The sequence below is a fragment of the Planotetraspora sp. GP83 genome, from assembly GCF_041262585.1.
Lineage (GTDB): Bacteria > Actinomycetota > Actinomycetes > Streptosporangiales > Streptosporangiaceae > JAOEGB01.
The window spans coordinates 16157-37581 of record NZ_JBGCBZ010000034.1 but is presented as its reverse complement, the minus strand read 5'-3'; the positions used below and the strand labels follow the sequence as shown (position 1 = coordinate 37581).

Annotated in this window: 19 protein-coding genes; 8 read left to right on the top strand and 11 right to left on the bottom strand. The window is 71.1% G+C overall.

All coding sequences use genetic code 11. The annotated features are described in order from the left end of the window. Window positions 1-120: 120 nt before the first annotated feature. Complete coding sequence (gene purU / locus ABH927_RS31925) at window positions 121-969, top strand: formyltetrahydrofolate deformylase (RefSeq protein ID WP_370027789.1); 849 nt, start codon at window positions 121-123, stop codon at window positions 967-969. A gap of 7 nt (window positions 970-976) precedes the next feature. On the opposite strand, the gene ABH927_RS31920 is transcribed toward purU, so the two are convergent. Beyond that, window positions 977-3040 carry a prolyl oligopeptidase family protein gene (locus tag ABH927_RS31920; protein ID WP_370027787.1) on the bottom strand — a complete coding sequence of 688 codons (2064 nt, stop codon included), beginning with the start codon at window positions 3038-3040 and terminating at the stop codon, window positions 977-979. A 315-nt stretch (window positions 3041-3355) separates the two neighbouring features. Here ABH927_RS31920 and ABH927_RS31915 point away from each other — a divergent pair, with 315 nt between their 5' ends. The 3 genes from ABH927_RS31915 to ABH927_RS31905 are packed head-to-tail and all read left to right on the top strand — an operon-like array spanning window position 3356 to window position 4946. Next, complete coding sequence (locus ABH927_RS31915; RefSeq protein WP_261586908.1) at window positions 3356-3865, top strand: HNH endonuclease; 510 nt, start codon at window positions 3356-3358, stop codon at window positions 3863-3865. Between the two features lie 22 nt (window positions 3866-3887). Next, window positions 3888-4703 (top strand): GNAT family N-acetyltransferase, encoded by an 816-nt coding sequence (locus ABH927_RS31910; protein ID WP_370027785.1) that lies wholly within the window; start codon window positions 3888-3890, stop codon window positions 4701-4703. A gap of 27 nt (window positions 4704-4730) precedes the next feature. Further along, window positions 4731-4946: a zinc ribbon domain-containing protein gene (locus tag ABH927_RS31905; RefSeq protein ID WP_261586906.1), complete on the top strand. Its 216-nt coding sequence runs from the start codon at window positions 4731-4733 to the stop codon at window positions 4944-4946. A 6-nt stretch (window positions 4947-4952) separates the two neighbouring features. Here ABH927_RS31905 and ABH927_RS31900 read toward each other — a convergent pair whose 3' ends face one another. The 3 genes from ABH927_RS31900 to ABH927_RS31890 form a co-directional block, all read right to left on the bottom strand. Further along, the gene (locus ABH927_RS31900; RefSeq protein ID WP_370027783.1) at window positions 4953-5438 is read right to left on the bottom strand and encodes a helix-turn-helix transcriptional regulator; all 486 of its coding nucleotides are present in this window, start codon (window positions 5436-5438) and stop codon (window positions 4953-4955) included. Window positions 5439-5515: 77 nt separating this feature from the next. Further along, window positions 5516-7354 (bottom strand): dihydroxy-acid dehydratase, encoded by a 1839-nt coding sequence (gene ilvD, locus ABH927_RS31895; protein WP_370027782.1) that lies wholly within the window; start codon window positions 7352-7354, stop codon window positions 5516-5518. A gap of 75 nt (window positions 7355-7429) precedes the next feature. Next, window positions 7430-8197, bottom strand: coding sequence for a nuclease-related domain-containing protein (locus ABH927_RS31890; protein ID WP_370027780.1), 768 nt, complete (start codon window positions 8195-8197; stop codon window positions 7430-7432). 194 nt (window positions 8198-8391) lie between these two features. Between ABH927_RS31890 and ABH927_RS31885 the strand changes: the two genes are divergently transcribed. Next, window positions 8392-9831 (top strand): amidase, encoded by a 1440-nt coding sequence (locus ABH927_RS31885; protein ID WP_370027778.1) that lies wholly within the window; start codon window positions 8392-8394, stop codon window positions 9829-9831. A 7-nt stretch (window positions 9832-9838) separates the two neighbouring features. Here the strand turns inward: ABH927_RS31885 and ABH927_RS31880 are convergent, their stop codons facing one another. The 4 genes from ABH927_RS31880 to pepN form a co-directional block, all read right to left on the bottom strand. Further along, window positions 9839-10819, bottom strand: a complete 981-nt coding sequence (locus ABH927_RS31880; RefSeq protein ID WP_370027776.1) for a hypothetical protein — start codon at window positions 10817-10819, stop codon at window positions 9839-9841. Window positions 10820-10859: 40 nt separating this feature from the next. Beyond that, window positions 10860-12719: a DUF2207 family protein gene (locus ABH927_RS31875; protein WP_370027774.1), complete on the bottom strand. Its 1860-nt coding sequence runs from the start codon at window positions 12717-12719 to the stop codon at window positions 10860-10862. Between the two features lie 21 nt (window positions 12720-12740). Then, the gene (locus ABH927_RS31870) at window positions 12741-13292 is read right to left on the bottom strand and encodes a LemA family protein (protein ID WP_370027772.1); all 552 of its coding nucleotides are present in this window, start codon (window positions 13290-13292) and stop codon (window positions 12741-12743) included. A gap of 168 nt (window positions 13293-13460) precedes the next feature. Then, the gene (gene pepN / locus ABH927_RS31865) at window positions 13461-16028 is read right to left on the bottom strand and encodes an aminopeptidase N (RefSeq protein ID WP_370027770.1); all 2568 of its coding nucleotides are present in this window, start codon (window positions 16026-16028) and stop codon (window positions 13461-13463) included. A gap of 237 nt (window positions 16029-16265) precedes the next feature. Here pepN and ABH927_RS31860 point away from each other — a divergent pair, with 237 nt between their 5' ends. Further along, on the top strand, window positions 16266-17672 hold the full coding sequence (locus ABH927_RS31860) for an aldehyde dehydrogenase family protein (protein WP_370027768.1): 1407 nt from the start codon (window positions 16266-16268) through the stop codon (window positions 17670-17672). Between the two features lie 3 nt (window positions 17673-17675). Here the strand turns inward: ABH927_RS31860 and def are convergent, their stop codons facing one another. Then, window positions 17676-18164: a peptide deformylase gene (def, locus tag ABH927_RS31855; RefSeq protein WP_370027766.1), complete on the bottom strand. Its 489-nt coding sequence runs from the start codon at window positions 18162-18164 to the stop codon at window positions 17676-17678. A 98-nt stretch (window positions 18165-18262) separates the two neighbouring features. On the opposite strand from def, the gene ABH927_RS31850 reads away from it, so the two are divergent. Beyond that, window positions 18263-18730 carry a ribose-5-phosphate isomerase gene (locus tag ABH927_RS31850; RefSeq protein ID WP_370027764.1) on the top strand — a complete coding sequence of 156 codons (468 nt, stop codon included), beginning with the start codon at window positions 18263-18265 and terminating at the stop codon, window positions 18728-18730. A 4-nt stretch (window positions 18731-18734) separates the two neighbouring features. Here the strand turns inward: ABH927_RS31850 and ABH927_RS31845 are convergent, their stop codons facing one another. Together ABH927_RS31845 and ABH927_RS31840 are read right to left on the bottom strand one after the other, a co-directional pair. Then, entirely contained in the window at window positions 18735-18902 is a 168-nt protein-coding gene (locus tag ABH927_RS31845; RefSeq protein WP_370027762.1) for a hypothetical protein, read from the bottom strand. Window positions 18903-18912: 10 nt separating this feature from the next. Then, a complete protein-coding gene (locus ABH927_RS31840; RefSeq protein WP_370027761.1) occupies window positions 18913-20139 on the bottom strand; it encodes a GNAT family N-acetyltransferase in 1227 nt (408 codons plus the stop codon). 117 nt (window positions 20140-20256) lie between these two features. Between ABH927_RS31840 and ABH927_RS31835 the strand changes: the two genes are divergently transcribed. After that, window positions 20257-21369, top strand: coding sequence for a PP2C family protein-serine/threonine phosphatase (locus tag ABH927_RS31835; protein WP_370027759.1), 1113 nt, complete (start codon window positions 20257-20259; stop codon window positions 21367-21369). The last annotated feature ends 56 nt before the right edge of the window (window positions 21370-21425 follow it).

Sequence of the window (21425 nt, the reverse complement as noted above, 5' to 3'; positions counted from 1 at the left end):
GATGATGCGGCAGCGCGAGTGCATGATCACCCTTTTCGTGCGACCAGCTCAAAGCGGGTTCGCGGGAATTCGTGCATGATCACGAGTGGGGGAAGGGATGGCTGCCCCTAGGATCAGCACATGAGCGCTGACTATGTGCTGACCTTGTCCTGCCCGGACCGGCCTGGAGTGGTGGCCGCCGTCTCCGGGCTGCTGGCGCGGCACGGCTGCAACATCACGGAGAGTCAGCAGTTCGGCGACCCGGTCGCCGAGCGGTTCTTCATGCGCGTCCAGTTCGCGGGCGGCGCCGGTCTCGACGAGCTCCGTACGGCTTTCGCGGCGCTCGCCCCCGACTTCGGCATGGAGCTCCAGCTTTTCGACCAGGCCGTGAAGACGCGGGCGCTCGTGCTGGTCAGCAAGTTCGACCACTGCCTCAACGACCTGCTCTACCGGGTGCGCTCGGGGCTGCTGGGGATCGACATCGTCGGCGTGGCGTCCAACCATCCCGACCTGCGGCCGCTCACCCAGTCGTACGGCATCGACTACCACCACCTGCCGGTCACGGCGGAGACCAAGGCCCGGCAGGAGGCCGAGATCCTCACCTTGGTCGACCACTACCAGGCCGACCTCGTGGTGCTCGCGCGGTACATGCAGGTGCTGTCGGAGGACCTGTGCGCGAAGCTGACCGGCCGGGTGATCAACATCCACCACTCGTTCCTGCCGTCGTTCAAGGGTGCCAAGCCGTACCACCAGGCCTATTCGCGGGGTGTCAAGCTAATCGGCGCGACCGCGCACTACGTGACCGCCGACCTGGACGAGGGGCCGATCATCGAGCAGGAGGTGGCGCGGGTGAACCACACGCACTCTCCCGAGGACCTCGCCGCGATCGGCCGTGACCTGGAGCGTCAGGCGCTGGCCCGGGCCGTCCGCTGGCACGCGGAGCACCGCGTGCTGCTGGACGGCCACAAGACCGTAATCTTCCCCCGCTGAGTCCCGTTCAGCCGATCTCAAGGCCCGTGTGGCGGGCCAGGAACGCGAGCTGGTCGGCCGCGAGCTCGACCGACTTGCTGACGGCGCGGGCGCCGTGGCCGACCTCGGTCTCGTTGCGCAGCAGGATCGGGCGGTCGCCGGCCTGCGCGTGCTGCAGGGCCGCCGCCATCTTCCAGGCGTGCAGCGGATGCACCCGGGTGTCCGAGGCGAACACCGCGAACAGCGTCGCCGGGTAGGAGACCCCCTCGCGGACCCGGTGGTAGGGCGAGTAGCCCCACAGCCAGGTGAACTCCTCGGGGACGTCGGCGGAGCCGTACTCGACGTTCCACGTGGCGCCGAGGCCGAACTTCTCGTAGCGGATCATGTCGAGCAGCGGCGCCGCGCAGACCACCGCCGCGTACAGGTCGGGGCGCTGCGTCAGCGCCGCACCGACGAGCAGGCCGCCGTTGGAGCCGCCGGAGATGGCGAGCTGCTCGGAGGTCGTCACGCCGGTCGCGATGAGGTGCTCCGCCGCCGCGTGGAGGTCGTCGAACACGTTCTGCTTGTTGCCGAGCATGCCGGCGCGGTGCCACTCCTCGCCCTCCTCGCCGCCGCCCCGGAGCTGCGCGATGGCGTAGACGCCGCCCGCCTCGACCCAGGCGAGGATGGAGGCCGAGAAGCCCGGAGTCATCGAGATGCCGAAGCCGCCGTAGCCGTACAGGATGGCCGGCCGGGGGCCGGAGTCCTCGCGGGAGATCACCAGCATGTGGACCTCGGTGCCGTCCTTCGACCGATAGACCACCTGCTCGGTGGTCACCTGGGGCACCTCGACCGCGCCGGGGGGAGCCTCCCACAGGGTGGTCTCGCCGGTCAGCGCGTCGTACCGGTAGACGGCCGTGGGCGTGACGTTGTCGGTGTAGCTGAACCAGGCCTCGTGGCCGCCCTCCGGACGCTCGACGATCCCGCCGATGGAGCCGAGGCCCGGCACCGGGACCGCGCCGGTCCGGTCGCCGCTCTCCAGGGCGTGGATCGAGATCTCCGAGATCGCGTGCCGGGTCCAGCCGACGAGCAGGACGGGGTCGGCCATGCCGTCGAGGATCGCGAAGTCCGAGAGCACGGCCTCGGGGTCCTCCGGGATCAGGTCCCGCCAGCTCTCCCGCGCCGGGGTCTCGGGTGAGGTCACGCAGACCCGGCCGCGCGGAGCGTCGAGGTCGGTGAAGACGTAGAGCCGCCCGTCGCGGCCGAAGTGGAGGCCGGTCTGGGCGTCCACGTTCTCCTGGACGGTGACCAGCGCCGGGCTCCCGGCCGGTGACGCCGACAGGTCGGCCACCCACAGGTCGTTGCGCGGCGCCGTGCCGCGCGAGGCGGAGATCGACAGCCAGCGGCCGTCCCGGGACACCGAGACGCTGTAGTAGTTGGTCTTCTCCAGGCCCTCGCCGAAGATCAGCGCGTCGTCGTCGGGGTTCTGCCCGACGACGTGCAGGTAGACCCGCCGGTGGAACTGCTCCTCACCGGCCGGGACGGCGGAGGGGGCGAGCCTGCGCACGTAATAGAACGCCTCGCCGCCCGGAAGCCAGGCGACGGGGGAGTAGCGGCACCGGTCGATCGGCCCGTCGACGATCTCGCCGCTCGCGACGTCGATCACATAGAGCCTCGACTCCTCGTCTCCGCCGACCGAGATCTGGTAGGCCAGCCGGTTGCCCTCCTTGTCCGGCTGGTAGGAGTCCAGCGTGGTCAGCCCGGAGGAGTCGAGCGCCATCGGGTCGACCAGTGCCCGCTCGCCCTGCCCGTCCGCGACGTAGAGGACCGGGTGCTCCTGCTCGGGGGTCCGGCGGGTGAAGAACCGCCGCTCTCCCCGCCACACGGGCGTCCCGACCGAGCCGGACTTCAGCAGCTCGGCGACGCGCTCGCGGAAGCGCTCACGGCCGGAGAGCTCGGCGCTCCGGAACAGCGCGTCCTGCGCGTCCAGCCATTCCTTGGTCTCCGGGTCGTCGGGGTCCTCCAGCCACCGGTACGGGTCGGGGACCGGGGTCCCGTGCAGCGTGTCGACGATGTCGTCACGGCGGGCGGGTGGGTACGGCTGTCGCGTCATGTTCGCACTTTAAAGCAGGTGGCGGCCGGTGGCGTACGGACGTCCTCACCTGGCCAAGCGGGGAGTAAAGGAATGATGGGCTGGGCATAAAAAGCACCAGGCGTCCCAGTCGTCAACTCCGTAGGTCCGTTATGGGGTGGCGGAGTGGCCGCCGCAAAGGCCACACTTTGGTGAAGGGCGGTGCCGTGGTGACCATCCGCTGGACCGTCCGGCGGAGGTCCCTGTGACGGAAGCACCCGGGTCCCAACAGACGGGACCACAACCAGGGCGCACGGCTGTGCCGACGGCTTCCCAGAAAGCCGTGGAGGCCGGCTGATGCGCCAAGTCCTACTGCTCAACGCCACCTACGAACCGCTCACCACGCTTTCTCTGCACCGGGCGGTCATCCTCGTCCTGAGAGAGAAGGCGGACGTCGTGCACCGCGACGGGCGGGGCGCGGTCCTGCGCTCGGCCACCCGCACGCTGGACGTCCCCTCGGTTATCCGGCTGCGCCGGTATGTCCGCATCCCTTACCGGTCCCGGATCCCGCTCACACGGGCCGCGCTGATGCGCCGGGACGACTTCCGCTGCGCCTACTGCGGGCAGCGGGCCGAGACCATCGACCATGTCATCCCGCGTTCCAAGGGAGGTCCCCACACCTGGGAGAACTGCGTCGCCTCATGCATGCCGTGCAACCACCGCAAGGCGGACAGACTGCTGGAGGAACTGGGGTGGACGTTACGCGTCGCCCCGGTGGTGCCACGAGGCGCCCACTGGCGGCTCATCGGCGCCCAGCTCGATGGCGACCCCCAGTGGGCGCCCTATCTGACGGAGTCCGCCGCCTGATGATGGGCCCGATGATGCACGCATGACCTGGACCTTCACGGCCGATGTGGAAGAGTACGCGGCGACCGCCGAGGCGTGGCTGCTCCGTGACCCGGTCCGCAACACGGTGCCCTTGACCGTGATGCGCGGGTTGCGGGGCGGCCAGTTCGCCGAGGACCCGCTGATGGGCTGGTTCGAGGAGGACGGGTCCGTCATGGGCGCGGTCAGCCATACCCCGCCCTACCCGCTGGTCCTCGGCGATCTCCCGCACGCCGCGCTGCCGTCGCTGGCCACCGGGCTGATCGAGCTGGACCGGAGCCTGCCGGGAGTCAGCGGGCCCCTCGCCGCCGCCGAGGCGTTCGCGGCGGCGTGGTGGCGGCCGGAGAGGGGCCGCCGGGCCGAGCGCCTGTACCGGCTCGGCGCCCTCGCCCCGTCCGCCGCCCCCGGCAAGGCCCGTACGGCCGCCGCGGCCGACATCGCGGAGGCCGCGCGGTGGTTCGGCGACTTCCAGGCCGAGGCGCACGTCGACAGGACGGCCGATCCCACCCCCGTCGTGTCGGCCCGGATCAACCGCGACGAGCTCGTCTGGTGGGAGGACGGCGGCCTGGCCGTGTCCATCGCCGGGGTCACCGCCCCCATCGCGGGGATGTCCCGCATCGGGCCGGTCTACACGCCTCCGGAGTTCCGCCGCCGCGGGTACGGCACGGCCGTGACCCACGTGGCCAGCCGCAAGGCCATGGACGAGGGGGCCGCCGAGGTGCTGCTGTTCACCGACCTCGGCAACCCGACGTCCAACTCCATCTACCAGAGCCTCGGCTACCGGCCCGTCGACGACTACGCCACGATCCACTTCGGATAGAGGCGGCCGGGCCGTACCCTAGGGGGCATGCCTCGCTATGACTATCGCTGCCGCGCCTGCGGATCGACCTTCGAGCTGAACCGGCCCATGGCTGAGGCCAACGCGCCGGCGGTCTGCCCCACGGGCCACGACGACACCGTGAAGCTGCTGTCCACTGTGGCGGTCACGGGGAAGGCCGGCACGGCTCCCGCCCCTCGGCCGTCGTCCGGGGGCGGTTGCTGTGGCGGCGGCTGCTGCGGCTGAGACTCCCTACGCCGCCGCTGAGCGGCGCTGGAAGGGCAGGTAGCGCTCCGGCAGGTGCGGCCGGGCGGGGAGGTCGGTCGGCTCGACCGAGACGATCCGGTCGAACCGGAAGGCCCTGATCCCGCGCCGCATCCGGCACCAGCCCACCAGGTACCAGAAATCGCGATGGACGAGGCAGGTCACCGGCTCGACTTCGCGGACGGTGAGCCGCCCGGCGGCGTCGTGGTACTGGATCCGGACCACCAGGCGGGCGGTGATCGCGTTCGCCACCGCCCTGGCCCGCCGGGCCACCTCGGCCGGGAGCGGTGTGGTCAGCGTGGACAGGGTCGTGGCGATGACGTCGTCGTCGAGGTCGAGGTGCTCGAACGCGTGCCGAAGACCGCGGCGGGCGGTGACGGACTGGGGACCGGCCCCGAGATGGGCGAGGGACAGGGCCAGGGCGGCGAGCTCAGCGGTCGTCAGCGGTAGCGGGTGCCTTGTGACGTTTGCCATACCTTGACACTAACCGCTACCACTGACATTTTCCGAACGCGCGATCGACGAAGTAAGGCCAACCTGGCGGGAAAGACCTAGCGGGAAAGCTGGGTGAGGTCGCGCGAGGCGCCGGTGGAGGCGGACGTCGTCATCGCGGCGTAGGCCTGCAGGGCGGCGGACACCGGGCGGTGCCGGTCACGCGGGCGGTAGCCGCCGCGGTCGGCCAGCACCTTCGCGCGGCGCGCGGCCAGCTCCTCGTCCGGCACCTTCAGCTCGATCGACCGGCCCGGGATGTCGATCTCCACCAGGTCGCCGTCCTCGACCAGGGCGATGACGCCGCCCTCGGCGGCCTCGGGAGAGGCGTGGCCGATGGACAGGCCCGACGTCCCGCCCGAGAACCGGCCGTCGGTGACCAGCGCGCACGCCTTGCCGAGGCCCTTGCCCTTGAGGAAGCTCGTCGGGTAGAGCATCTCCTGCATGCCCGGCCCGCCCTTCGGGCCCTCGTAGCGGATCACGACCACGTCGCCCGCCTTCACCTTGTTGGCGAGAATGCCGTCGACCGCGTCCTCCTGGGACTCGAACACGACGGCGGGGCCGGAGAACCGCCAGATCGACTCGTCCACGCCGGCCGTCTTTACGATGCAGCCGTCGGGGGCGATGTTGCCGTACAGCACGGCCAGGCCGCCGTCACGGGTGTAGGCGTGCTCGAAGTCGCGGATGCAGCCCTCGGACCTGTCGAGGTCGAGCGAGTCCCACCGGGCGTCCTGCGAGTACGCCTTGATCGTCCGGACGTTGCCGGGCGCGGCGTGCCAGAGCTCGATCGCCTCCTCGGTCACCTCGGGCGACTTCGGGTCCCACTTCGACAGGTGGTCGCCCAACGAGGGCGCGTGGATGCTGTGCACGCCGCGCTGGAGCAGGCCGGCCCGGTCGAGCTCGCCCAGGATGCCCGGGATGCCGCCGGCGCGGTGCACGTCCTCGACGTGGTACTTCGCGGTCGCCGGGGCGACCTTGCACAGGCACGGCACCCGCAGCGAGACCTCGTTGATCTCCTTGAGGCCGAAGTCCACGCCGGCCTCGCGGGCGGCCGCGAGCAGGTGGAGGATCGTGTTGGTCGAGCCGCCCATGGCGACGTCGAGGGCCATCGCGTTCTCGAAGGCGTCATGCGTGGCGATGCTCTTCGGCAGGACCGACTCGTCGTCCTGCTCGTAGTAGCGCTTGGCGATCTCGACGACCGTGCGGCCGGCGTCCTCGAACAGCGCCTTGCGGGCCTTGTGGGTGGCCAGGATGGTGCCGTTGCCGGGGAGGGCCAGGCCGATCGCCTCGGTGAGGCAGTTCATCGAGTTGGCGGTGAACATGCCGCTGCAGGACCCGCAGGTCGGGCAGGCGTTCTCCTCCATCTCCAGCAGCTCGGCGTCGGACACGCTGTCGTCCGCGGCGGCGATCATGGGGTCGATCAGGTCGAGCTTGCGACCGGGGGTCTTGCCGGCCTCCATCGGGCCGCCGGAGACGAAGACCGTGGGGATGTTGAGCCGGAAGGCGGCGAGCAGCATGCCCGGCGTGATCTTGTCGCAGTTGGAGATGCAGACCAGCGCGTCGGCGCAGTGTGCGTTCACCATGTATTCCACCGCGTCCGCGATCAGCTCGCGGGACGGCAGCGAGTAGAGCATGCCACCGTGGCCCATCGCGATGCCGTCGTCGACCGCGATCGTGTTGAACTCGCGCGGGATCGCCCCGGCCTCCCGGACCGCGTCCGCGACCACGCCGGCCACCTCGCGCAGGTGCACGTGGCCGGGGACGAACTGGGTGAAGCTGTTGGCCACCGCGACGATGGGCTTGCCGAAGTCGCTGCCCGCTACGCCCGTGGCCCGGAGCAGCGCCCGGGCACCGGCCATGTTCCTGCCGTGAGTGACCGTACGAGACCTGAGGGCGGGCATAACCAGGCTCCCATCAGAAGACTGCAAGTCTTCAAATGGTACGGCTCCCGCCCGGCTGCTGAGACCGGAGGTCCACTACTCGGAATAGCGCGGGGGAAGGACCCGCTCAGCGGCCCGATAGATCGCCTCGATCTCCGCGGTCGTGAGCGACCTCTCCCGCTTGGTGATCCACTTGCGGACCAGGCTGCCGGAGAAGACGTCCACCTCGCGGATGTTGAGGATCCGCCACGGGATGGGCGGCCCGTAGATCGCCAGCGACGGGACGACCGTGATCTCGCGGCCGAGCGCCTCGCTGATCAGATCGGTGGCCTGCGCGGCCTCCCAGCGGGCCTCGTCGAGCCGGGGCTTCTGGTTGAACGGCCCGTGGAAGAGCTTGCGGTGCGACTGCACCCGCACGGGAAGCCGTTTGTCCCATTTCTCCGAGTCCACCGCGTACACGCCGGTGGGGCCCACGACGAGGTGGTCGATCTGGGCGTCGCTGCCCGGGATCGCGCGGGCGTGCAGCGTCTTGTATCCGCCCCGTTCCAGCTTCTTGAGCTGGGCCTCCGTGCGCCGCTCGGCCGCGGACGCGCGCCGCCAGGCCGGGATCGAGGACACGGTCCTCGCGCGGTAGACGGTGTCGGCGATGACCGCGATGATCGCGAAGGTCAGGCCCAGCCGCCAGCTCGCCAGCAGGATGCCCGCCACCACGCCCGCGACCACCGCGATCAGTGCGCGAAGCCGCAGGTGGCGATACTTGGGGTCCTGGAGGAGGCTCTGGACGGAGGCGCGCTCGACGGGCGCGTAAGTAGACGCTGGTGCGTCAGGGGGCGTCGGGGGCCGCTCCGACGTGTGGTCACTCACCCAGATAGGTGACGTATCGTGACCGTCTTCTGGCGCTAGACCGGTATCCACATCACTCACGGTAGTTGGGCTATCGGCGGGTGCCTAGTGTTGGATAGTTCATACTTTTGTGGCCTGCTTGAGCCGATTCGACGGCGGCCTGGCGGGGTACCCTCTCTAGATATCCTGGCTCCAGGGGCCTACCGTTCAGTAGCGTGGCGCACATTCATGATCTTACCGCCCTTGAGCAGGCGGCAGCCGTCCGTTCACGTGAACTCTCCCCCGTCGAAGTCACCGAGCACTACCTCCATCGTGCCGAGCGGCTGGACGGCCTCGTCGGCGCCTTCGTCACCCTCACCGCGGAGCGGGCCCTCGACCAGGCGCGCGAGCAGGAGGCGCGGCTGGCCGGCGGCGACTCCGGCGATGACCCCGGCGACCTGCCGCCGCTGCTGGGCGTCCCGATCCCCATCAAGGACCTCAACCTGGTCAAGGACGTGCCCGTCTACTTCGGCTCGGCGACGTACGAGGGCTTCGTCGCGCCGGTGGACGACAGCGTGGTCGAGCGCCTGAGGGACGCGGGCACGATCATGCTGGGCAAGACGAACACGCCCGAGTTCGGCCTGCCGTGCTACACCGAGACCTATGTCGGGGAGCCCGCCCGCACGCCGTGGGACCTCGCGCGATCCGCGGGCGGGTCGAGCGGGGGAGCCGCGGCGGCGGTGGCGGCCGGGCTCGCGCCCGCCGCCCAGGGCAGCGACGGCGCGGGCTCGATCCGCATCCCGGCGTCCGTCTGCGGGCTGTACGGCATCAAGCCGACGAGGGGCCGAATCTCGTCCGCGCCCATCGTGCCCGATCTCGCGGGGCTGTCGACGAATGGCCCTATTTCCCGAAATGTCGCCGATGCTGTGGCGCTACTGGACGTGATGGCGCACAACAACCCCGGTGACCTCTACTGGGCTCCGCCGCCCGCGTTGGGGTCGTTCTCGGCCTATGTGGGCAGGGAGCCCGGCCGGCTGCGGATCGCCCGCTACGCCACCCCGGTCGTGTCGGGCACGGAAATCCACCCGGATGTGCTGGCCGCCTACGAGAGCGCGTCGGCCGTGCTGGAATCGCTGGGCCACGAGGTCGTGGACATCGCCCCGCCGTTCGGCGAGGACATGGTGCCCCAGTTCGAGAAGCTGTGGTTCAGCTTCGCGTGCATGCACCCGGTGGACGAGGAGATGGAGCCCAAGCTGCGGCCGCTCACGGCGTGGCTGCGCGAGCGCGGCTTCGCCGTTCCCGCCCCCGGCTTCCTCCAGGCGCAGTCCGCGCTCCAGCTCGCCACCCGGCTCGCGCTGCTGGTCACCGACGAGTACGACGCGGTCCTCACGCCGACCGTCACCCAGCCGCCGGTGCCGGTCGGCTGGTTCGAGGACGTCGACTCGCCGGAGGAGACGTTCGAGCGGATGAAGCACTTCGCGCCGTTCGCCGCGATGTACAACGTCAGCGGCCAGCCGGCGGTCAACCTGCCCCTTTACTGGACGCCCGGCGGCCTGCCGATCGGCGTCATGCTGGCGGGCCGCTTCGGCGACGAGGGCACGCTCATCTCACTGTCGGCGCAGGTGGAGGAGTCCGTCGGCGGCTTCTGGGGCGACCGCCGCCCGCCCATCTGGTAGCGGGGCGTCACCCGAGCAGCTCCACCAGATGGGCCGAGACGTCGGCCAGCAGCGTGGCCGGCTCGACATGGGCGGAGGCGACCGCCGAGAAGAGGCTCGGCAGGCCCGGCAGCGGGAAGCCGTCGTCCATCGTGACCTGGTGTCCCACGCCGTTCTTGTCCAGGGCGGCCCGGCTGCGGTCCCATGCGTCCAGCACCTCCTCGGGGGAGGGGACGCCGAAGCCGTGGCCGACCGGGGCGGCGTGGCGGAGCCGTACGAGCGGGGTGTCGGCGAAGGCCAGCGCCACCCGGCAGCGGAGGGCCAGCTCCTCCAGGTCCGGCACCCAGTCCATGGCCGTGCACCGGTGCCGGCACCGGGCGGCGCAGGTCGCGAGGGCGCCGGCGACCTGGCTGTGCTGGCGGTCGAGGTACGCGCGCCAGCCCGCGCTCGGCTCCAGCGCGACCCGCAGGGTCCGCTCGGCCGCCGACTGCTCCGCCCTCGTGTGGTCGCACTCGCGGTCGCCGATCACGCCGAACCGGCTTCCCCGCGCGCGGAGCCCCCCGTCCGGAAGCTCGGGCCACCGGGCCGGGTCGCCCGCGTGGCCCAGCACCGGCTCGAACGCGAGCAGCGGGAGATACTCGCTGGCGATGTGCACCGCCGCGATCATCGAGCTGAGCTCCCGCCTCCGCCAGCGCACCTGGATCACTTCGAGGAACAGCGCGTACGCGGGGCGCATCGAGTCCAGCGCGCCACGGGGCTGCTCCTTGGCCGTCTGCGGCATGTGGCAGTCACGGGCGCGTCTGCGCAGACCGGACGGCACGGCCTCCCGGTCCACCTCGGCCGCGAAGTCCTCGGCATCGAGCGTGAGCAGCCGCTGGCCGAACTCGCAGATCGACGCGACGTGGGCCGCCCGCCCGCCGTCCTTCAGCACGGCGGGCGCGAGGGCCCCCACGTCCCCGAACGAGTACCTCCGGGCGAGGGCCACCAACAGGTCTCTGGCTGAGTGCACCCGATGACCTTCTCATGGGCGAGGGGTGGTCTTCGCGTCGCTATCCGAGCCGGGCGGCGGCCGTCCGGGCGAGGTCGATGAGCGGGTCCGGGGGCGGCGGCCCGGCCGGGGAGGACACGTTGATCGCGAAGGTGCCCCGGCCGGTCTGGGCGGACACCACGCCGGGGTAGAGCATGGCGCCGCCGCCGACGCCCTGAACCGGCTGCCCCTGGACGCGGGTCAGGGCGTGGCCGAGGACCATGAGATAGCGGGACCGCGCGCCCGTGGCGGTGTGGACGTCCACGGTCACGCCGGTCGGCGTCTCGTAGCGGCAGGACCGGACGTCGAGCCACGGCGGTGTGGGCAGCGTGCCGCTGTAGGCCACCGCAGTTCCGACATCGATGCCCAGGGCCCGCTTGAGGTCGGCGGGGGTCACGAGGTCGGCCGGTCGCGGGCCGTCCTCGGGGTCGCCGGAGGCCACCGCGTTGATTCTGTCGCCGAGGACCTGGCCGAGGGCCTCGCCGAGGTTCCGCGGGGCGTTCACCAGGTGCTCGCCGGTGTCGTCGTAGGTGTCCGCACCGCGCAGCCGCGAGCGTTCGGCGATCTCGATCTCGCTGATCCAGCCGAGCCTGCGCCCCGCGTGCGCCGTGACGCGGTCGCCCTCGGAGAGCCGGCCCCACAGCTCCTCGCTGATGCCGAACGCCTTGACCTCCCGCGACCGTCCCTCGTCGATGGCGCACCAGTAGACGTACTTCGGCCGGTTGTTCCCGTTGGAGCCGACCTGGACCTGCCGGAGCCGGACGATCTGGCCCTGGACGGCGGCCCTGCCGCCGAGGTCGGCGATCGCGTACCCGAGCGGGAGGCCCGCCACGGCGAGGCCCACGGCGTAGGCCCCCGGTTGGACGAGCGCGTCCGGCCAGACGTCGAACGCCGACGCGACGAGCAGGCCGATCCACGTCCAGAAGCCGGCGAAGAAACCGGCGGCCAGGCCGCGCCCGATCGTCGGCAGCGGCGCGCGGCCCCAGAGCAGCCGGGAGGGATAGCGCACGTTCACGACATGCCACATGCCGCCGTAGTCGGACCAGGCGCGCCGGTCGTCGGCGGGCGTGCTGACCGGCAGGCTCGTCACCGCGCGGGGAGCGAGGCCGAGGGCCGCGGCGTAGGCGAGGTGGCGGCCCCAGATCGTGACGGAGGCCGCGGGCGCCTCGGAGAACCGCCCGGTGGCGGCCAGGTGCTCGCGCACCCCCAGCCAGTGGGCCGCCGTCCGGGCGCCGAGCTCGGTGCCCCGCTCACCGTTGAGCTTGCTCATCAGGGCGATGAGCAGGGCGAAGGCCGCGATCGCCGCTCCGATGCCCCCGTCGTGCTTCCTGTCGGTGATCGTCACGGCGATGCCGACCGCCAGGGCCGGCACGGCCGCTGCCGCCGTGAGGAGCACGGTGTGCGCCCTGCTCCACCGGGGCCGGGACAGGCCCTGGGCCCTCGCCTCGCTGATCACCTTCTTGCGGAAGCTCTTCCACCAGCGGCTCAGGTTGCGCGAGCCCTCCGCGAGGGCGCCCGTGGCCACCACGCCGTCGACGGCGAGCGAGCGGACGTGATCGTAGACGAGCTTCTCGTAAGGGGTGAGGTCGCCCGGGTCGCGGCGGAGCCGTACGAGCGAGAGCTCGGGGCCGATCTCCTCGATCTCGACCGCGCCCTTGGCGGCCAGGTCGAGCAGGGTGGCAGAGGGGGCCTCGTCGCAGAGCCGCCAGCCGCCGGTGATCAGGTCGACGACGGCGGGCGACTGCTCGGCCGGCGCGTCCGTCGCCGGGCCGGGACGCACCTCGCTTTCAGGCACCGGGGGGTTCCTGGTCGCGACGGCCAGCGCGAGCAGGAGCAGGAGCCAGAGGCCGGCGGCGCCGGCCGCGGCGAACCAGGCGATCATGGCGGCGACCGCACCCGTCCGCTAGAACCGGACCTGGACCGGGCCGCGCTCCTCGCCCGGTGCCTGGAAGTACTCACGCGGCGAGAAGCCCGTCATGCCCGCGACGATGTTCGCCGGGACGGTCTGGATCGCGTTGTTGTAGGTCAGGACGGCGTCGTTGTAGTACTGCCGCGAGTAGGCGATCCGGTTCTCCGTGGCCGCCAGCTCCTCCTGGAGCTCCGCGAAGTTCTGGCTCGCCTTGAGATCCGGGTAGGACTCGGCCACCGCGAACAGGCTCTTGAGCGCCCCCGACAGCATGTTCTCGGCCGCCGCCCGGTCCGCCGGTCCCTGCGCGTTGATGGCCTGGGAGCGGGCCGCGACCACGGCTTCCAGGGTCTGCCGTTCGTGTGAGGCGTACCCCTTCACGGTCTCGACCAGGTTGGGGATCAGGTCGTAGCGGCGCTTGAGCTGCACGTCGATCTGCGCCCAGGCGTTGTCCACGGTGTTACGGCCGCGGACCAGGCGGTTGTAGATCGAGACGACCACCACGGCCAGAACGACCGGGACGACGATGACGAGGATCAATGAGATCACGGGGGGCCTCCTGCGTGGACCGTAGACCGGAGCCGCCGACGCTGTAAACGGCCCGGTGCGACCCCATGGCACCCCCTGGGGCTTGCACCGGGCTTGCGCGCCGCTTTCACCCGTGAATACCGAGGGCCCCGGCACGGAACCGGGACCCTTGGCGATCACATGACCGGCTCAGCCGGCGGAGGCGTCCTTGGCCTGCGCGCGGAGGGCCCGGCTGATGCCGTCGGCGCCCTCCAGCAGCAGCCGGCGCAGCGCGTGCGGCGGCTGCGAGGCGCTGATGTGGTCCTGCGTCTTCGCCACGGTCTCCGGGCGGATCAGCAGGGCCGGGAAGCAGCCGATGACGAAGTTCTGCGCCATGTCCGACGTCCACTCGCTCCAGATGCGACCGGCCTCGCCGAAGTACCTGTCGCCGTACGGCTCGAGCAGCTCGACGTGGTGGGGGTCCATGAAACCGAGGATGGTCGAGCGGAGCAGGGCCCCGCTGAGCTGCCCGCCCACGATCGCGGCCCAGGTCTCGGCCTTGGCCTCGGGGGTCGGGATGGCGGCCCGGCTCAGAGCGGCCGAGCGCTCGCCCGTGGCCGTGGCGTCCCGGGTCAGCTCGGCGTCGATGTCCTCGGCGCCGAGGACGCCGCCCGAGACCAGGGCGTGGGTGAGGGTCCACCGGAGGTCGGCGTCGACGGCCAGGCCCTCGGGAACGCCGCTGCCGTCGAGGATGCCCCGCACGAACGCCAGATCCTCCGGCGCGGTGGCCACGGCGGTGAAGGCGTTGACGTAGGCGAGCTGGGGGTCGGAGCCCGGCTCGGCCGTCTCGATCAGGCCGCGCAGCGCGGCGGCGAGCTCGGCGAGACCGGTGGCCCGCCAGGCCGGGTCGGCGTACTGCTGGATCGCGAGGCGGGCCTGCCGCAGGACGGTCTGCACGACCGTCATGTCCCGCACCGAGCCGATGCCGGAGGTAACGAGCTTGACGTAGTCGCGGGTGGCCATCTCGGCGTCGCGGGTCATGTCCCAGGCGGCCGACCAGCTCAGCGCGCGAGGGAGGGACTCCTGGAACGCGGCGATGCCGCCGCCCACCAGCGTCTCCAGCGACCGGGCGTCGAGCCGGACCTTGGCGTAGGTGAGGTCGTCGTCGTTGACCAGCACCAGGTCGGGCTGGGTCTCCCCGATCAGCTCGGCGACGGGCGTGCGGGCGCCGACGATGTCGAGCTCGACCCGCCTGGTCCTGGTCAGGACGCCGTCCACGAGCGAATAGAGGCCGATCGCGACGCGGTGTGAGCGCAGCGTCGGGTGCTCCTGCGGGGCCTCCTGAAGCACGTCGAACGTGAGGAAGCGGCCCTCGGCGTCGGTGGTGAACGACGGGCGCAGGGTGTTGACCCAGGAGGTCTCCAGCCACTCCTTCGACCAGGACGACAGGTCGCGGCCGGAGGTGCGCTCAAGGGCCGAAAGCAGGTCCTGCAGGGTCGTGTTGCCCCAGGCGTGCTCGTTGAAGTAGTCGCGGACGCCGGCGAGGAAGTTCTCCAGGCCCACGTAGGCGACGAGCTGCTTGAGGACCGAGGCGCCCTTGGCGTACGTGATGCCGTCGAAGTTGACCTCCACGGCCTGCATGTCCGGGATGTCCGCGGCGATCGGGTGCGTCGAGGGGAGCTGGTCCTGCCGGTAGGCCCAGGACTTCTCGACGTTGGCGAACGTCGTCCACGCGCCCTGGCCCCAGCGGGTCGCCTCGGCCTGGCACAGCACGGACATGTACGTGGCGAACGACTCGTTCAGCCACAGGTCGTCCCACCAGCGCATGGTGACGAGGTCACCGAACCACATGTGGGCCATCTCGTGCAGGATCGTCTCGGCGCGCCGCTCGACCATGGCGTCGGTGACGCGGGAGCGGAAGACGTAGTCCTCCAGGAAGGTCACAGCGCCCGCGTTCTCCATCGCGCCCGCGTTGAACTCGGGCACGAAGAGCTGGTCGTACTTCCCGAACGGGTAGCGCAGGCCGAAGACCCGGTGGAAGAAGTCGAAGCCCTGCTTGGTCACCTCGAAGATGTTGTCCGCGTCGAGGTGCTCGGCCAGGGACCGCCGCACGAAGATGCCGAGCGGGATGCCGTCGTGCTCGTCCCGGACCACGGCGTACGGCCCGGCGATCAGGGCGGTGATGTACGTCGACATGACCGGCGTGGGCGGGAAGTGCCAGCGCCGGGCAGCCTGAAGGGTGCCGTGCCGGCCGTGGTGCTCCTCCAGCTCCTCCACCGAGTCGGGGGCGGCGTTGGAGACGACCTCCCACGACGCGGGCGCGAGGACGGTCAGCTCGAAGGTCGCCTTGAGGTCGGGCTGGTCGAAGCACGCGTACATCCGGTGCGCGTCGGCCGTCTCGAACTGGCTGTGCAGGTAGACCTGCTGGTCCACCGGGTCGACGAAGCGGTGCAGGCCCTCGCCCGTGCGCATGTAGGACGCGTCGGCGTCGATGCGCAGCTCGTTGTGCTCGGCGAGGCCGGGAAGAGGGAAGCGGCCCTTGTCGGCGTCGTAGGCGTGGACGTCGAGGTCCACGCCGTTCAGGACGACCTTGCGCACGTGCGCGCCGTGCAGGTCGATGAAGGTGTCCGCCCCCGGCTGGCTGGACGTGAAGTGGACCGTCGTGATGCTCTCGAACCGCTCGTCGCCCTCGGTGAGGTCGAGCTCGACCTCGTAGGACTGGACGTCCAGAAGCCGGGCCCGCTCCCGAGCTTCGTCACGCGTCAGATTCCCTGCCACACCTGCTCCTCATACACACATCGGCCCCGATCCCTAACGCCCCGTCGCGAAGGGATTTCCTGAATACTGCCATGTCGCGCCGACAAGACGGCATTCAAGATTTCTCCTACCTGGAAAGGGAGGAACCCCCGCCGCGAATGCCGGCCGACGTGACCGCTCAGAGAGTGGCACAGTCCCGAGGGGAAAGCGCGGGGATTTCCTCGCCATCGGGCGGCCGCCCACGCGAGGATGAGGGCCATGCGCCTCCTTTACCTCAATGGAGCCTGGGCCCCTTCCGCGTCCGGAGAGGGCGTCGACGTGGTGAACCCGGCCACCGAGGAGGTCGTGGACCGGGTCCCCGCCGGCTGGCCCGGCGACGTCGAGGCCGCGGTCTCCGCCGCGCGCGCCGCCTTTCCCTCCTGGTCCGGCACGGCTCCCGCAGAGCGGGCCAAGCTGCTCGCCGCGGCGGCCGGCCTGCTGAAGGAGCGCGCGGATCGGATCGCGGAGACGATCGCCACGGACATGGGCGCCCCTCTCGGCTTCGCGCTGAAGGTGCAGACGCTGGTGCCCGCCGGGGTGCTGGCCTCCTACGCGGAGCTCGCCGAGCGGTACGACTTCGACCGCGGCCGGGTGGGCAACTCCCTGATCGTCCGCGAGCCGGTCGGCGTGGTCGGCGCCATCACTCCCTGGAACTACCCGCTCCACCAGGTCGTCTGCAAGGTGGCCCCGGCGCTCGCGGCGGGCTGCACTGTGGTGCTCAAGCCCAGCGAGGTCGCGCCTCTCGCGGCGTACGCGCTGGCGGACATCCTGCACGAGGTCGGCCTGCCGCCGGGGGTGTTCAACATGGTGAGCGGCCATGGGCCCGTCATCGGCGAGGCGATCGCGGCCCACCCGCGCGTCGACATGGTGTCCTTCACCGGCTCGACCAGGGCGGGGCGGCGGGTGGCCGCCCTGGCCGCCGAGACGGTCAAGCGGGTCGCTCTGGAGCTGGGCGGGAAGTCCGCCAACGTGATCCTGCCCGACGCCGACCTCGAGACCGCCGTCAGGGCGGGCGTCGCCAACGCCTTCGTCAACTCGGGCCAGACGTGCTCCGCCTGGAGCCGCATGCTCGTCCACTGGGACCAGTACGACGAGGCCGTGCGGCTCGCTGTCGGCTTCGCCCGCGAGTACGTCCCCGGCGACCCCTTCGCCGAGGGCGCCCGCCTCGGGCCGCTGGTGTCGGCCGCCCAGCGCGACCGGGTGATCCGCTACATCAACCGGGGCCAGGAGGAGGGCGCACGCCTGGTGGCCGGGGGGACCGACCGCCCGTTCGACCGGGGCTACTACGTCGAGCCCACCGTCTTCGCGGGCGTCGCGCCCGGCATGTCCATCGAGCAGGAGGAGATCTTCGGCCCGGTCCTGTCGGTCGTGCCGTTCGGCACGGTGGACGAGGCCGTCGAGATCGCGAACGGCACGCCGTACGGCCTGGCGGGCGCGGTGTGGGCGGGGACCGAGGAGCGGGCGCTCGCGGTGGCGCGGAGGCTCCGCACCGGGCAGGTGGCCGTCAACGGCGGCCGGTTCAACCCGCTCGCGCCCTTCGGCGGCTACAAGCACTCGGGAATCGGCCGTGAGCTCGGCGAGCCGGGCTTCGAGGAGTTCCTGGAGCTCAAGGCCATCCAGCTGTGACGGCTACGGAGCCTGCAGGAGGATCTTCCTGCGCTCGTCCTTGGCCAGCCTGTCGACGTAGAGCGTGCCGCCCAGGTGGTCGTACTCGTGCTGGAAGCAGCGGGCCAGCATGCCCCTCGCCTTCACGGTGACGGGACGCCCGAGCCGGTCGAGGCCCCGGATCGTCACACCGGCGGCCCGGGCCGTGGGGGCGTAGAGAGGCTTGCCGGTCTCCTTGCCGGGCACCGACAGGCACCCCTCCTCCTCGATGACCTCCTCGGGGTCGTCGATCGTGAGCTCGGGGTTGATCACGTGGCCCTTGCGGTTGCTGATGTCGTAGACGAACAGCCTCTTGCCGACGCCGATCTGCGGCCCGGCCAAACCGACGCCGTCGGCCATGTACATGACCGAGAACATCTCGTCGACGAGACGCCGTAGTTCCCTGTCGAAGTCCGTCACCGGCTCGGCCGGCGTCCGCAGGACCGGGTCGCCGACGTAACGGATCTCGCGCATGACGCTCCTCGCATGTAAGGACCCGCAGGGGGGGCAGGCTCTTACTCTAATGCAGGCCCGCGGTCGTGTCCCGCGGAGAGACCTGCGAAACTTGGGCTGTGCGTGTCTACATCGGTGCCGATCATGCCGGCTACGAGCTGAAGAACCACCTGGTCTCCTGGCTGAAGGAGCACGGCCATGAGGTGGTGGACTGCGGACCGTCCGGCTACGACGCGGAGGACGACTACCCGCCGTTCGTGCTGCGCGCCGCGCGCGGAGTCGCGGACGACCAGGGAAGCCTCGGCATCGTGATCGGCGGGTCCGGGAACGGCGAGCAGATCGCCGCGAACAAGGTACGCGGAATCCGGGCGGCCCTCGCCTGGAACGACGACACCGCGAAGCTCGCGCGGGAGCACAACGACGCCAACGTGATCAGTGTGGGCGCGCGCATGCACCCGCAGGAGGTGGCCGTCCGCTTCGTGGAGCTGTTCCTGGCGACGCCGTTCTCGGGCGCGGAGCGGCACTCCCGCCGGATCGAGCAGCTCGCGCGGTTCGAGGAGACCGGCGAACTCCCGCCGCTTCCCTAACCGCTCACGTCCGGTCCCTGCTCGAATCCCTGCCCCGGCGGGTCTCCCGCCGGGGTGTCTCGTCGCGGAGCGGCCGCTCGTCGGCCTCCTCCCGCTCCTCACGGGTCGGCCGGGACACGTCCCTCGCCCGCATGGCCGTGATCGCCGTGATCTGCAAACTTTGCAGCGCCATGCCCCCGACCCTAGAACACGAGCCCGGCCCATGGCTTGGGGTCCCAGGACATGGCGGCGGACAGCTCGCGAAGCGCGCCCTCCCGGTGCTCCCCGACGAGCCCGGCCCCGGCGAACGCGGTGAGCGGCCGGCCCCCGAGGTAGGCCGCGCCCAGCACGCCGACCGGCAGCGTCAGGTCGGCGGCGTCGCCGGTCCGCTCACAGGAGCCCTTGGCCGTGGTCAGCCGCCAGCGGCCCGCGTTCCACGGGCACACCTCGTCCTCGACCTCGATCACCAGGTCGGCCGGGGCGGCGTACGCGCGGGAGGTCATGGCCCGGTCGACGTCGACCACGCGGACCCACAGCTCGTCCAGCCAGCCCGCGTTGAGGTGGCGCGGCTCGGCGAGCAGGTGGATGATCGGGTCGTCCATCGGGCGGCTCCAGGCGTGGACCCGCGAGCACAGGTCCCGGTCGAGCACGCTGCGCCAGACGAGCGCGTACGCCGCCGGGTCGGAGGCGAACAGCTCGATCAGCTGAACCTCGCCGTCCGGCACGTCATGGTCGGTCGCGCCGCGCTTGACCCGGAAGAGGGCGTAGCCGCGCGGGCCCTCGTCGTCCTCGGCGATCATGCAGCGCAGCGGGCCGGCCCCGCCGCGGTCGTGCTCCTCGTCGCCGAGGACCTCGATGCGCCAGCGGAGGTCCGAACGGTCGTATACGCCGGGACGGCTCCGCCGTACGGACTCGAAGACCTGGCGCAGCTCGGGCAGGGAGTCGGCGGGCTTGGCCACCCGGAGGCGCAGCGCGGGGTCCACGGGGGCGTCACGGACGAACGCCGAGCCGTGCGTCGGGATCCGGAAGAAAAGGGCGTCGGCGGCCCTGCCGTACCCGAACCGGCCGTAGATCCCGGCCTCGGTGGCGTAGAGCGCGGCGACGGCCTCTCCATTCTCGTGGAGGTCGTGGAGCTGCCGGGTCATCAGCGACGAGAGCACGCCACGGCGGCGGTGCGAGGGCAGCACTCCGACGGCGGTGACGCCCGCGACCGGGATCGGCCCTCCCGGCACGGTCATCGTGAAGGTGATGGCCGCGGCGCAGCCGACCATGAGGTCGCCGTCGAAGGCGGCCAGCGAGCGGTCGATCTCCGCGAGTTCCCTCCAGCGGTCCGCCGCGGCCGGTGGATAGGAGGAGCTGAAGGCCTCGTAGTCGACCGCCACGAAGGCCGGCCACTCGGATTCGGTGATGGGACGAACCTGCACAGTCACCCGCTTACAGTAGGAGCCGGTCACAACGGGCGGCCACCCAATATCCGTGCTCGATGATCAAGCTATTGGTCAAGAGGGTGCCTTCACCTGGGATGGGCGGATACAGTCGAGCTCATCATGAGTTCCCGTCCGGCGCCGCTGATCCCTCCGCGGCTGCGCGCCCTGCTGGTGCGCGTACCACTGCTGGTGCCGTTCGTCCGCTTCGTCAGGAAGAGCTCGTCGAAGGACAGCAACCTGCTGACGGGCCTGGTCGTCGCCACCTTGATCATCGGCGTGCTCGACGCCGAGGTGTCGGCCTACTGGTTCTCGCCATCGCTCCTCATCCTCGTGACGCTCATCGGAGGGCTCCAGCTGCGGCTCCGCAGCCTGGCCGTCCTCCTCTGCGCGGTCGCGGTCTCCCTGGCGTACATGGGACCGATCAGGGAGATCCACAGCGTCGGCCCGGGGCTACTGATCACGATGGGCTTCACCGCCGTGCTGGCATGGCTCATGGCCCGCACCCGCGGCAAGCTCGGCGTCCAGGGCCTGCGGGGCGACGCGATGCTGCTGGAGCTGCGCGACCGGCTCAAGCGGCAGAGCGAGTTGCCGCCGCTGCCGAAGGACTGGGGCGCCAAGGTGGTGCTCAAGCAGGCGGGCGGCTCGTCCTTCGGCGGCGACTTCGTGGTGTCCATGCGCGAGGGCGACCAGGTCGAGGTGGCGCTGGTCGACGTCTCGGGCAAGGGCGTGGACGCGGGGACCCGGGCGCTCATGCTGTCGGGCACCTTCGGCGGCCTGCTCGGGTCGGTCGGAGACTTCCTCGCCGCCTGCAACTCCTACCTCCACCGGCAGCTCGGGGACGAGGGGTTCGTCACCGCCGTGCACCTGGTCCTCGACCTGTCCACCGGCGAATACAAGATCACCTCCGCCGGCCACCCGCCGGTCGTCAAGTTCGACGCGGGCTCGGGCACCTGGCGGGTCTCCACGGCGAAGGGCGTCGTGCTCGGGGTGGTCCCCGACCTCCACTGCGAGGCCGACAGCGGAGTGCTCCGCAAGGGCGACGCGCTCATGCTGTTCACCGACGGGCTCATCGAGCAGCCGGGCCGCGACATCGACGCCGGCCTCGACCGGCTGCTGGGGGAGGCGGAGCGGCTTTTCCCCGAGCACTACCGCGACCGCGCCCGCCAGCTCGTGCACGCCATGTCGTCGGGCCACAACGACGACTGCGCGCTCGTCCTCATCTGGCGGCCTTAGACAACTGCCGGCCGTAGATCCGCCGGTTTCGGGCACCCGTGACTACCGCTGTGGTT

Coding starts and splice junctions, on each gene's coding strand:
- purU (WP_370027789.1), top strand. CDS start 121: ATGAGCGCTGACTATGTGCTGACCTTGTCCTGCCCGGACCGGCCTGGA.
- ABH927_RS31920 (WP_370027787.1), bottom strand. CDS start 3,040: ATGACGCGACAGCCGTACCCACCCGCCCGCCGTGACGACATCGTCGAC.
- ABH927_RS31915 (WP_261586908.1), top strand. CDS start 3,356: ATGCGCCAAGTCCTACTGCTCAACGCCACCTACGAACCGCTCACCACG.
- ABH927_RS31910 (WP_370027785.1), top strand. CDS start 3,888: ATGACCTGGACCTTCACGGCCGATGTGGAAGAGTACGCGGCGACCGCC.
- ABH927_RS31905 (WP_261586906.1), top strand. CDS start 4,731: ATGCCTCGCTATGACTATCGCTGCCGCGCCTGCGGATCGACCTTCGAG.
- ABH927_RS31900 (WP_370027783.1), bottom strand. CDS start 5,438: ATGGCAAACGTCACAAGGCACCCGCTACCGCTGACGACCGCTGAGCTC.
- ilvD (WP_370027782.1), bottom strand. CDS start 7,354: ATGCCCGCCCTCAGGTCTCGTACGGTCACTCACGGCAGGAACATGGCC.
- ABH927_RS31875 (WP_370027774.1), bottom strand. CDS start 12,719: ATGATCGCCTGGTTCGCCGCGGCCGGCGCCGCCGGCCTCTGGCTCCTG.
- ABH927_RS31860 (WP_370027768.1), top strand. CDS start 16,266: ATGCGCCTCCTTTACCTCAATGGAGCCTGGGCCCCTTCCGCGTCCGGA.
- def (WP_370027766.1), bottom strand. CDS start 18,164: ATGCGCGAGATCCGTTACGTCGGCGACCCGGTCCTGCGGACGCCGGCC.
- ABH927_RS31845 (WP_370027762.1), bottom strand. CDS start 18,902: ATGGCGCTGCAAAGTTTGCAGATCACGGCGATCACGGCCATGCGGGCG.
- ABH927_RS31835 (WP_370027759.1), top strand. CDS start 20,257: ATGAGTTCCCGTCCGGCGCCGCTGATCCCTCCGCGGCTGCGCGCCCTG.